Origin of the sequence: Micromonospora sp. CPCC 205554, assembly GCF_036902745.1 — a bacterium.
Taxonomy (GTDB): domain Bacteria; phylum Actinomycetota; class Actinomycetes; order Mycobacteriales; family Micromonosporaceae; genus Micromonospora; species Micromonospora tulbaghiae.
The window spans coordinates 76,380-88,319 of record NZ_JBAKHP010000026.1; the positions used below are offsets into that span (position 1 = coordinate 76,380).

The window sequence follows — 11,940 nt, forward strand, 5'->3', positions numbered from 1 at the left end:
CCCCCGGGAAGAAGGTGTCCGTCCACCATGTCCAGATTCCGTACCCGAATCGTCGCGGTGCTCGCCGCGGTCGGCCTGGCCGTCACCGCGGCCCCGGCCCCACCGGCCCTCGCCGCCGGCGGCCCGAACCTCGCCGCCGGACGCACCGCCACCGCCAGCAGCGTCAACGGTCCCTACGTCGCGGCCAACCTGACCGACGGCAACCAGGGCAGCTACTGGGAGAGCAGCGGCGCGCTGCCCCAGTGGGCGCAGGTCGACCTCGACACCAGCCGCGCCGTCGACCAGGTCGTGCTGAAGCTCCCGGCCGCCTGGGAGGCGCGAACCCAGACGCTGTCCGTGCAGGCAAGCGCCGACGGCAGCGGCTTCACCACAGTCGTCGCCGCGGCGGGCCGTTCGTTCAGTCCGGCCACCGGCAACACCGTGACGCTCGGCTTCACCGCCACGAACACCCGCTACCTGCGGGTCGTGATCACCGCGAACACCGGCTGGGCCGCCGCGCAGCTCGCCGAGCTGGAGGTGTACGGCGCGGCCACCTCCTCGACCAACCTGGCGCTCGGCCGGGCCATGACCGAGAGCGGCCACGCCGACGTGTACGGCGCGGGCAACGCCAACGACGGCAACGCGGCCACCTACTGGGAGAGCCCGAACAACGCGTTCCCGCAGTGGATCCAGGCCGACCTGGGCGCCCCCACCAGCGTCAACCGGCTCGTGCTGCGGCTGCCGTCCGGCTGGGGCGCACGCACCCAGACGATCACCGTGCAGGGCAGCACGAACGGCTCCACGTTCGGCACGCTCGTCGCCTCCGCCGCGTACGCGTTCGACCCGGGCGGCGGCAACACGGTGACGGTCACCGTGCCCACCGCGTCCACCCGCTACCTGCGGCTGCTGTTCACCGCGAACAGCGCCTGGCCCGCCGGCCAGCTCGCCGAGCTGGAGATCTACGGACCGGCCACCGGTGACACCCAGGCGCCGAGCGCGCCGGGCAACCTCGCGTTCACCGAGCCCGCCACCGACCAGGTGCGACTGACCTGGACCGCGTCCACCGACAACGTCGGCGTCACCGGTTACGACGTGTACGCCGACGGCGTGCTGCGCACGAGCGTCGGCGGCACCACGCTCACGTACACCGACACCCAGCCGGCCGGGACCACCGTCTCCTACTACGTGCGGGCGCGGGACGCGGCCGGGAACGTGTCGACGAACAGCAACACGGTGACCCGTACCGGCAACACCGGGGACACGGTCGCACCGACAGCGCCCGGCAACCTGGCCTACACGCAGCCGGCGGGCGGGCAGATCCGGCTCACCTGGACCGCGTCCACCGACAACGTGGGCGTCACCGGCTACGAGGTGTACGCCAACGGCACGCTGCGCACCACAGTCAGCGGCTCCACGCTCGCCTACACCGACAGCCAGCCGGACAGCGCCACCGTCTCGTACCACGTCCGGGCCCGCGACGCGGCCGGGAACGTGTCGGCGAACAGCAACACCGTCACCCGTACCGGCAGCGGCACCGGCGGCACGAACCTGGCGGTCGGCAAGCCCGCCACCGCGTCGTCGATGGTGCACGTGTTCGCCGCCGCCAACGCCGTCGACAACGACGTCACCACGTACTGGGAGGGTGCGCCCGGCGCGTACCCGAGCACGCTCACCGTCGCGCTCGGCGCCAACGCCAGCATCAGCGCGGTGGTGGTGAAGCTCAACCCGGACCCGGCGTGGGGCGCGCGCACCCAGACGTTCCAGGTGCTCGGCCGGGAACAGTCCGCGTCCGGGTTCACCAGCCTGGCCGGTTCCGCGACGTACTCCTTCAACCCGAACAGCGCCAACACGGTGACCGTCCCGGTCTCCGCGACCGCCGCCGACGTGCGGCTCCAGTTCGCCGCGAACTCCGGCTCCTCCAACGGGCAGGTCGCCGAACTCCAGGTCATCGGCGTGCCGGCACCGAACCCGGACCTCACCGTCACGGCCGTCACCGTGTCGCCGTCCACGCCGGTGGAGACCGACGCGATCACGCTGTCCGCCACCGTGCGCAACGCCGGCACCGCGGCCTCCGCGGCCACCGCCGTCACCCTCTACCTGGGTACGACGAAGGTCGGCACCGCCGCCGTCGGCGCGCTCGCCGCGGGCGCGTCGAGCACCGTCTCGGCGAACATCGGCGTACGCGACGCCGGCAGCTACCAGGTCACCGCGAAGGTCGACGAGTCGAACGCGGTGATCGAGCAGAACGAGGCGAACAACTCGTACACCAGCCCGACCGCGCTGACCGTCAGCCCGGTTGCCAGCTCCGACCTGGTCGCGTCCGCCGTCACCTGGTCACCCGGCACGCCGAGCGCCGGCGCCGCCGTCTCCTTCGCGGTGACGCTGCGCAACCAGGGCACGATCGCGTCGGCCGGCGGCGCGCACGGCATCACGCTGACGGTCCGCGACCAGTCCGGCACGGTGGTCCGTACGCTCACCGGCTCGTACAGCGGCACGATCGCGGCCGGGGCCACCGCCGGCCCGGTGTCGCTGGGCACCTGGACCGCCGCCAACGGCCGGTACACGGTGCGGGTGGTGCTCGCCGACGACGCCAACGAACTGCCGGTGAAGCGGCAGAACAACACCAGCGACCGGGCGCTGTTCGTCGGCCGCGGGGCGAACCTGCCGTACGACGCGTACGAGGCCGAGGACGGTACGACCGGCGGCGGCGCGCAGGTGATCGGCCCGAACCGCACCATCGGCGACCTCGCCGGGGAGGCGTCCGGCCGCCGTGGGGTCACGCTCAACACCACCGGCGCGTACGTCGAGTGGACCACCCGGTCGGCCGCGAACGCCCTGGTCGCCCGCTTCTCCATCCCGGACGCCCCGGGCGGCGGCGGGATCGACTCGACCATCAACGTCTACGTCAACGGCGTGCTGCACAAGCCGATGAGCCTCACCTCCAAGCACATCTGGCTCTACGGCGCCGAAGCCGGGCCGAGCGACTCACCGAGCGCCGGTGCCCCCCGGCACCTGTACGACGAGGCGAACGTGCTGCTCGACACCACGGTCCCGGCGGGCAGCCGGATCCGGCTCCAGAAGGACCCGGCGAACAGCACCACGTACGCGATCGACTTCGTCGACACCGAACTGGTGTCGCCGCGTGCCAACCCCGACCCGGCCCGCTACAAGGTGCCCACCGGGTTCAGCCACGCCGACGTGCAGAACGCGCTGGACGCGGTACGGATGGACACCACCGGCACCCTGGTCGGCGTCTACCTGCCCGCCGGCACGTACGAGACGGCGCAGAAGTTCCAGGTGTACGGCAAGGCGGTGAAGGTCGTCGGCGCCGGCATGTGGTACACCCGGTTCCAGACGCCGCGCAACCAGCAGAACACCGACGCGGGTTTCCGGGTCGAGTCCTCGGCGAGCGGGTCGACGTTCGCCCACCTGGCGTTCTTCGGCAACTACACCAACCGGATCGACGGTCCCGGCAAGGTGTGGGGCGAGCTGAAGGACGTGGACGACCTGACCCTGGACAACGTCTGGGTGGAGCACACCGTCTGCGCGTACTGGGGGGTGAGCGTGGATGGGCTGACCATCCGGGACAGCCGGTTCCGCAACACCTTCGCCGACGCGGTGAACATGACCAACGGCAGCACGAACAACCTGGTCACCAACTCGGAGGGCCGGTCCAACGGCGACGATGCGTTCGCGCTGTTCTCCGCCACCGACCAGGGCGGCTCCGGCGGCAACCACGGCAACGTGTTCGAGAACCTGACCGCCACGCTGACCTGGCGGGCGGCGGGGCTGGCGGTGTACGGCGGGTACGACAACGTGTTCCGCAACCTCTACATCGCCGACCAGCTCACGTACTCGGGCATCACGATCAGCTCGCTGGACTTCGGCTACCCGTTCGTCGGGTTCGGCGCCAGCCCGCCCACCCGGTTCGAGAACATCTCGCTGATCCGCTCCGGCGGCCACTTCTGGGGCGCGCAGACGTTCCCGGCGATGTGGTTGTTCTCGGCGTCGAAGGAGTTCCGTGGCATCCGGGTGAGCGACGTGGACATCGTCGATCCGACCTACTCGGGAATCATGTTCCAGACCAAGTACAACGGCAGCCAGCCGGAGAACCCGATCACCGACACGGTGCTGACGAACGTGTCGATCTCCGGTGCGCGGCGCAGCGGTGACGCGTTCGACGCGAAGTCCGGCTTCGGCATCTGGGTCAACGAGATGCCCGAGGCGGGTCAGGGCCCCGCGGTCGGCGCGGCGACCTTCACCAACCTCCGGCTGACCGACAACGCCCAGGACATCAAGAACACCACGACAACCTTCACCATCACCCGCAACTGACCTCCGTCCCCGCCACGCCCTCTCCCACCCCCGCGATCTTGCACTTTCGGCCCCCGCGATGCCGGATTACTCCTGGAATGAGGGGCACCGAACTGCAAGATCGCGGGGCGGGGCGGGGCGGGGCGGGGCGGGGCGGGGGCCGGGGCGGGGGCCGGGGCGGGCCGAACGCCGATCTTGGAGTTGTGGCACCTCTGATAGCGGGCGAAGCCGACAAGATGTGGCACCACAAGTCCAAGATCGACGGCGGTGTGAGCCGTCGCCGTGGTCAGTGGGAGAGGGTGGTGGAGAGGCGGCGGATGGCCTCGTCCATCTGGTCGGGCGGGGCGGCGGCGTAGGTCAGGCGCAGGTGCGGGGCGGGGGGTTCTGCGGCGTACCAGGGGCGGCCGGGGAAGACGGCGACGCCCGCCGCGGCGGCCGCCGCTGTCACCGCGACGTCGTCGGTGCCGTCGGGCAGCCGTACCCACAGGTGCAGGCCACCGCGTGGGACGTCGCGCGGTGCCAGCGACGGCAGGTGCCGGTCCAGCGCCGCGAGCAGCGCCTCCCGGCGGGCCCGCAGCTCGCGGCGCAGCGTACGGCGGTGCCGGTCCCACGCCGGCGCGGTGAGGAACTCCAGCGCCGCCTGTTGCAGCGGCCCGGCGACGAAGAGGTCGTCGAGCAGGCGGGCGGCGCGCAGCCGCGCCCCGGCCGGTCCGCGCGCGCCGATCGCGGCGATCCGCAGGCCGGGCGCCGTCGACTTGGTGAGCGAGCGCAGGTGGACGACGTGGCCGTCCGGGTCGTCGGCGGCCAGCGGAGGCGGGGCTTCGCCGTCGATGGTGAGGTCGCGGGCGTAGTCGTCCTCGACCAGGAACGCTCCGGCCTCGCGAACGGCGTCGGCGACCTGGGCGCGCCGGGCGGGGGAGAGCGTCGCGCCGTGCGGGTTGGCGTACAGCGGCTGGCAGTAGAACAGGCGGGCGCCGGTACGGGCGAACGCGGCCGCGAGCTGGTCGGGGCGTACCCCGTCGGCGTCGGCGGGGACGGGCACCACCCGCAGCCCGGCGGCGCGCGCGGCGGCGAGCGCGCCCAGGTAGGTGGGGGACTCGACCAGGATCGTGTCGCCGGGGATGGTGAGCGCCCGCAGCGTGGAGGAGAGCGCGGCCTGACCGCCCGGGCAGATCACCATGTCGTCGGCGCGCAGGCCGCCGCCCGCCTCGCGGGCGAACCAGGCGCGCAGGTCGAGGCGCCCCTCGACCGGGCCGCGCTGCCAGGCGGCGGGTTGCCGGGCCGCGCGGGCGAGTGCCGGACCGAGTGCGGCGGCCGGCTGGAGGTCCGGGTCCAGGTAGCCTCCGGTCAGCGGGATCGCGCCGGAGGGCGGCAACGCCAGTAGCGCCTGCATCTCCTCCTCGCCGCCCCGCCGCGAGCCCAGCGCGACTGTCTGCCACGACAGGTCCGCCAGCGGCGGTCCGGTGCGCCGGGCCGCCACGTACGCGCCACGGCCCGGCCGCGTCTCCACCAGCCCGTCCGCGACGAGCCGCCGGGTCGCCTCGGCGACTGTCACGGGGGAGACGTGATGGTGCGCGGTCAGTTCCCGTACCGACGGCAGCCGCGTGCCGGGAGTAGCGTCGGCAGCCAGCGCACCCAGATGCCGGACCACACGGTCGATAGCGCTACCATCATTCATGACGGTAAAGAGTAGCACTACTACTACGACGACGGTAACGGTGAGACCGGGCGCCGGGGTCGCCCTCGGCACGCTGGGTGTGCTGGCCTTCAGCATGTCGCTGCCGGCCACCCGCGTCGCGGTGCACACACTCGATCCCTGGTTCGTCGCGTTCGGACGGGCGGTCGGGGCGGCGCTGCTCGCGTGGGGCTACCTGCGGCTGACCGGCGCGCCGCGCCCCACCCGGGACCAGTGGCGAGGGCTGTCGATCGTCGCGCTCGGCGTCGTGGTCGGGTTCCCGCTGTTCACCTCGCTGGCGCTCACCACGCAGACATCAGCGCACGGCGCGGTGGTCGTCACCGTGCTGCCCGCCATGACCGCCGTGTTCGCGGTGCTGCGCGCGGGCGAACGGCCGCCGCCGCTGTTCTGGATCGCCGGTGCCGCCGGGCTGGCGCTGGTGCTCGCCTTCCTCGCCGCCGGCGGCTCGATGCGCGGCGCGCTGTCGTTCGCCGACCTGTTCCTGCTCGCCGCCGTGGTGCTCTGCGGCCTCGGGTACGCCGAGGGCGGCCGGCTGGCCCGCGAACTCGGCGGCGCCCGGACGATCTGCTGGGCGCTGCTGCTGTCGCTCCCGGTCACCGTGCCGGTCACGGCGGTGGCCGCTGCCGTCCACCCTCCGCAGGGCGGCGCCGCCGCCTGGGCCGGGTTCGGCTACCTCACGGTGGTGTCGATGTTCCTCGGCTTCTTCGCCTGGTACGCGGGGCTGGCCCGGGGCGGCATCGCCAAGGTCGGCCAGATCCAGCTCGTCCAGCCGGTGCTCACGCTGTTCTGGTCGGCAGTGCTGCTGGGCGAGGCGGTCACGCCCGGCTCGCTGGTGGTGGCGGGCGCGGTGCTCGCCTGCGTCGTGCTCATCCAGCGCACCCGGGGCGGCGCGACACCGGCGCGTGCCCCGGGCGGGCCGTCCTCAGCGGACCGGCCCGCCCCGGGCGGGCCGTCCTCAGCAGGCCGCGATGGTGCCGGTCACGCCGGAGACGTACGCGTGGCTGACGAAGTGTCCTGACGCGAGGCGGTTCCACTGGGTGGTGGTCCGGTACGGGCCGCTCACCGACTGGCCGACGACCGAGCACTCGATCGGCACGTTGGCGTAGGTGGCGGCCAGGCCGACGACGGGGTTGCTCGTGCCGGGGCCGGAGCGGATGTTGAGCGGGCCGCTGCCGATCCGGCCCCGGGTGCCGGTGCCGGTCCAGAGGTAGGCGACGTCGACCCAGGCGTTGTCGGTCAGCAGCAGACCGTCCCAGAACGTGCCGTCGGCGAGGTCGATGCCGGCCGGGCTGCCCACCACGCGCCCGAACTGGTCCCGGCCGCCGTTGTAGCCGCTCTGGTACGCGGCCTGCGCCTCGAGCCGGCCCTGCGGCAGGTCCTTCCACATCTCCCGGGTGCTGCTGGGATTCCAGTAGTCGTCCCTGGTGTTCCACGGCCCGATGTCCCAGACCGGCGCGTACTCGCAGCGGCTCCGGGTGGTGGTGCAGACCCGCACGGTGTAGTCGCCGGTGTTCTTCGGTGCGAGGCCACGGGCCGACGGCAGCGCGACGAAGTGGTCCCGCGAGACGATCACGTGCCCGTTGGCGGTGGTGCCGCCGACCAGGCCCTCGCGGGTGGCGTACACCCGGTAGGTGAGGCCCGGGGTGGCGGCCGTGACGGCGGCGACCGAGTCGGCGACGAGCCGGACCGTGCGCAGGGTGGGCGTGGCGGTCGGCCGTTCGGCGGTGAGGGCGACCCGGATCTGCACCCGGGTGACCGGCTGGTCGAAGACGGCCTCGCCGGACACGGACCGCCACTCGGTCCACGCGCCCGACCGCCAGCCGCGCGCCGCCACCTCGACGGCGCCGTCCCGGCCGGAGGTCGCGGCGATGTCGGCCCGGACCCGGTTGGCCGGTACGGCGAGCGGGTGGGGTGCGGTGACGAGCATGCCCTCGGCCGCGTGCCGGCGCTGCGCGGCCGGTCGGCTCTCCGCGCCGGCGAGGCGCAGTCCGGCGCCGGACCAGCGGACGTTGACGTCGTCGGCGTCGACGACGGTGAGGTCGGCGTGCCACGTGTTGCCGGTCGCTGCCGGTTCCGACAGGGGTGCGGCGGGTGCCGGCGAGACGGCCAGGACGGCGGCGATCGCGCCGGCGACCACTGTCAGCGGGCGGCTCGTGCGGGGACGGGGCATGGCGCTCCTCGTGGGGGCGGGAAGTAGACAGACTTCGATCTCAGGGTGACGTGCAGGCAACCACCGATCCCACATCCCGTCAAGGCGCCGTCCCTCGCGCGCGACGCCCCGAGCAGTGCAAAAAACCTGCAAACGCCAGCCCTTGCCTTCTTGGAAAGCGCTTTCATACGATTGCGTTACATCGATGTTTCATATGCGGGCCGGGCATCGCAGATGAACGACATTCGCCGGCGACGCGCCTGATCGCGTCGCGGCTCCTCATTATTCCCATTCGGTGACTGCCGCTGCTCGGCGGCAATTCCCGCATGCTCGAAAAAGGAATGAGGCGACATGAGAAGACCAGTCGTGCTGCGACTCCACGCGGCACTGGCCACGGCGGTCGTGGGGATCGCCGTCGCCGTGGTGCTGCCGTCCCCGCAGGCGTCGGCGGCGGCCGGCAGCGCCACCGGCTACGCCACCCAGAACGGCGGCACTACCGGCGGCGCGGGCGGGCAGACCGTACGCGCCACCACCGGCACCGCCATCCACGCCGCGCTGTGCGGCCGGGCCAGCAGCAGCACCCCGATCATCATCGAGGTGACCGGGACCATCAACCACGGCAACACCAGCAAGGTCTCCGGATCGAGCTGCAACACCGCCGACGGCGTGATCGAGCTGAAGCAGATCAGCAACGTCACCATCATCGGCGTGGGCAGCGGTGCCGTCTTCGACCAGCTCGGCATCCACATCCGCGACTCCCGCAACATCATCATCCGCAACGTGACGGTGCGGAACGTCAAGAAGTCGGGCTCGCCCACCTCCAACGGCGGCGACGCGATCGGCATGGAGAGCAGCGTCCGCAACGTGTGGGTGGACCACGTCACGCTGGAGGCGTCCGGCGGGGAGTCCGAGGGCTACGACGGCCTGTTCGACATGAAGGACGACACCCAGTACGTGACGCTGTCGTACAGCATCCTGCGCAACTCCGGCCGCGGCGGCCTCATCGGGTCCAGCGAGAGCGACCGCGGCAACGGCTACATCACGTTCGAGCACAACCTGTACGAGAACATCGACTCCCGTACGCCGTTGCTGCGCGGCGGCATCGCCCACATGTTCAACAACCACTACAACGGGCTGCACGAGTCGGGCATCAACTCCCGGGCCGGCGCGCGGGCCAAGGTGGACAACAACTACTTCCGCAACTCCAAGGACGTGCTCGGCACGTTCTACACCAGCGAACGCGGCACGTGGCAGGTCAGCGGCAACATCTTCGACAACGTGACCTGGTCCTCGCCCGGGAGCGACAACTACCCGGCGGGTCCGAACGTGACGTCCACGACCACGGTGAGCGTCCCGTACTCGTACCGGCTCGACGCGGCGAGCTGCGTGCCGGACATCGTGCGGCAGACGGCGGGCGCCAACACCGGCCTGCGGGTGTCCGACGGCAACTGCACTCCGCAGTCCCCGGCCCCGACCACGCCGGGGCCGACCACGCCCGCACCCACCACGCCGCCGCCCGGGACGACCGCCCCGCCGCCGTCCGGCGGGACCAACCTGAGCCTGGTCTCCGGGGCCGGCGCGGACGGGTCCAGCAAGGCCGACGGCACCAGCTACGGCAACGTGCGCGACGGCAACCTGAGCACGTACTGGTCGCCGTCCGGGTCGACCGGCACCGTCTCGATCAAGTGGGGCTCGGCCACCACGGTGTCCCGCGTGGTCATCCGCGAGCCGTCGGGCACCTCGGGTTCGATCGGGTCGTGGCAGCTCGTCAACAACGACACCGGGGCGGTGCTCGCCTCCGGCAGCGGGGCCGGCCAGATCACCTTCGGCGCGACGTCGCTGAAGAAGATCAACTTCAAGATCAACAGCTCCGGCGGTACGCCGAGAGTCGGCGAGTTCGAGACGTACGCCAGTTAGCGGTCACACACGAGCGGGGGCGGCCGATCCGGCCGCCCCCGCCCTCGTGCGCGCCCCCGGTCAGAGGGTGAGCACGACCGTGGAGATGCTCCGCGCGCCGACGTTCACCGTCACCTGGTTGCCGTTCACGCCCACCGGCTGGCTCGCCGCGCTGGCGTTCTGCGACGTGGCCACGTACTCCGCCCGGCTGACGTTCTGCGGCGCCTGGATGACCGCGTTGTTCACCGCGCTCGTGGACCGGTTGAGGATCACCAGCGTGACCTTCCCGTCGCCGGAGTAGGCGGTCACCTCCAGCGGGGAGGCCTTCGAGCTCTTGGTCAGGGCGACCCGCTGGTAGCCGGGCCGCACGTACTTCGCGTACTGCGAGAACGCGTACCCGCGCTTGAGCGGCGCGCCCGCCACGGTGCCGTACGCGGACTCCCCGTCACCGATGAACGAGTAGTAGCGCTTGCCGTACCACCAGACGTACGCGCTCCAGTTCGACTCCATCGACTTGTGCACGGTGCGCATGATGTCGTCGAGCGTCTCGTTCCAGACCGTGGCGTTGGCCGGGTTGCCCCAGATGTTCGAGCCGCCGCCGTCGGCCTCGTGCAGGTTCCACTCGGTCATCCACACCGGCTTGTTGTACTGCTGCGCCAGCGTGTACGGCTTCAGTCGACCGGACGCCTCGGTGCCGTAGAGGTGACCGCCGATGTAGCCGATGTTGTTGCGGGCCGCCGCGTCGTTGAGCGTCGGGTCGGTGTAGCCGTAGTTCAGGTTCACCGCCTCGGCGACCATCAGCTTCGTGTTCTGCACCTTGGCGCCCTGCTCCCGCACGAACGTCTGCAGCTCGGTGCCGCTCCAGTCCATCGAGTCGTAGTCCGGGTGCCAGTCCGGCTCGTTCTGCACGGAGGTGACGTCGATCGTTACGCCCTGGTTGCGCATGTACTGGACGTAGCTGTTGAGGTGGCCGGCGTAGTCGTCGTAGTAGTCGGTGCGCAGCTTGCCGCCGTTGATCCGGCTGTTGTTCGTCTTCCAGGCTGCCGGGGCGGTCCACGGCGACGCCATGATCTTCACGTTCGACCCGTACGACTTCGCCGTCCGCAGCGCGCTGACCTGAGTTCCCCACTCGCCGGACACCGGCGAGACGCCGGTACGCACGATGGACAGGCCGAGCTGGTTGGGGCCGAGCCCGACGAGGGTCTGCGTCTCCGCCGTCGACCACGCGCCGCCCCAGATCGACACGGCGGCGCCGAACCCGTCGATGGTCTGGTAGCGGCTGGCGGTGTTGACCGTGATGTCCGCCGCCCCGGTGGGCGGCGGGCTGCTGGGTGAGCTGGTCGGCGAACTCGTCGGCGAGGTGGACGGTGACGTGGACGGCGACGTCGTCGGTGTCGTGCCACCGGTGCAGGTCACCCCGTTGAGCGCGAAGCTGGTCGGCGCGGGGTTGCTGCCGGTCCAGGCCCCGTTGAAGCCGAACGACGTGCTGCCGTTCGTGGGGATGGACCCGTTGTAGTCGACGTTGCGGGCGCTGACCGCCGCCCCGCTCTGCGTCACGGTGGCGTTCCACGCCTGGGTGACCGTCTGACCGGCGGCGTAGGACCAGGTGAGCGTCCAGCCGTTGACCGGGTCGCCGAGGTTGGTGACCGTGACGTTCGCGCCGAAGCCGCCCTGCCACTGCGACGACACGGCGTAGGTGACCGCGCAGCCGGCGGCCGCCGCCCCGGCCGGCAGCGCCGCGGCCACCGCCGTCGACGCCAGCAGGACGGCCCCGGCCGACAACACCGCGGTACGGGTCGTCTGGTGCCTTCTCATCGGACCTCTCTCTCCTCGATCGGCCGGATCAGCGCTGGAGCGTGAGCAGTCCGGGCCGGTAGGGCAGGAGGCCGTAGTCGCCGCCGGAGTT

Annotated in this window: 6 protein-coding genes; 3 read left to right on the forward strand and 3 right to left on the reverse strand. The window is 71.8% G+C overall.

Annotation, left to right across the window (positions count from 1 at the left end; genetic code table 11):
• The first annotated feature begins 27 nt into the window (after nucleotides 1-27).
• Entirely contained in the window at nucleotides 28-4,314 is a 4,287-nt protein-coding gene (locus V6U82_RS25340) for a discoidin domain-containing protein (RefSeq protein WP_334465138.1), read from the forward strand.
• Between the two features lie 265 nt (nucleotides 4,315-4,579).
• Here V6U82_RS25340 and V6U82_RS25345 read toward each other — a convergent pair whose 3' ends face one another.
• Nucleotides 4,580-5,971, reverse strand: a complete 1,392-nt coding sequence (locus V6U82_RS25345; protein ID WP_334465140.1) for an aminotransferase-like domain-containing protein — start codon at nucleotides 5,969-5,971, stop codon at nucleotides 4,580-4,582.
• Nucleotides 5,972-6,011: 40 nt separating this feature from the next.
• On the opposite strand from V6U82_RS25345, the gene V6U82_RS25350 reads away from it, so the two are divergent.
• The gene (locus V6U82_RS25350) at nucleotides 6,012-7,007 is read left to right on the forward strand and encodes a DMT family transporter (RefSeq protein ID WP_334465142.1); all 996 of its coding nucleotides are present in this window, start codon (nucleotides 6,012-6,014) and stop codon (nucleotides 7,005-7,007) included.
• Here V6U82_RS25350 and V6U82_RS25355 read toward each other — a convergent pair.
• Nucleotides 6,945-8,159 carry a hypothetical protein gene (locus V6U82_RS25355; RefSeq protein ID WP_334465146.1) on the reverse strand — a complete coding sequence of 405 codons (1,215 nt, stop codon included), beginning with the start codon at nucleotides 8,157-8,159 and terminating at the stop codon, nucleotides 6,945-6,947. The genes V6U82_RS25350 and V6U82_RS25355 overlap by 63 nt on opposite strands.
• 330 nt (nucleotides 8,160-8,489) lie before the next feature.
• Here V6U82_RS25355 and V6U82_RS25360 point away from each other — a divergent pair, with 330 nt between their 5' ends.
• On the forward strand, nucleotides 8,490-10,055 hold the full coding sequence (locus V6U82_RS25360) for a pectate lyase family protein (RefSeq protein WP_334465148.1): 1,566 nt from the start codon (nucleotides 8,490-8,492) through the stop codon (nucleotides 10,053-10,055).
• Between the two features lie 60 nt (nucleotides 10,056-10,115).
• Here the strand turns inward: V6U82_RS25360 and V6U82_RS25365 are convergent, their stop codons facing one another.
• Nucleotides 10,116-11,849, reverse strand: coding sequence for a cellulose binding domain-containing protein (locus V6U82_RS25365; protein WP_128138666.1), 1,734 nt, complete (start codon nucleotides 11,847-11,849; stop codon nucleotides 10,116-10,118).
• Nucleotides 11,850-11,940: the final 91 nt, after the last annotated feature.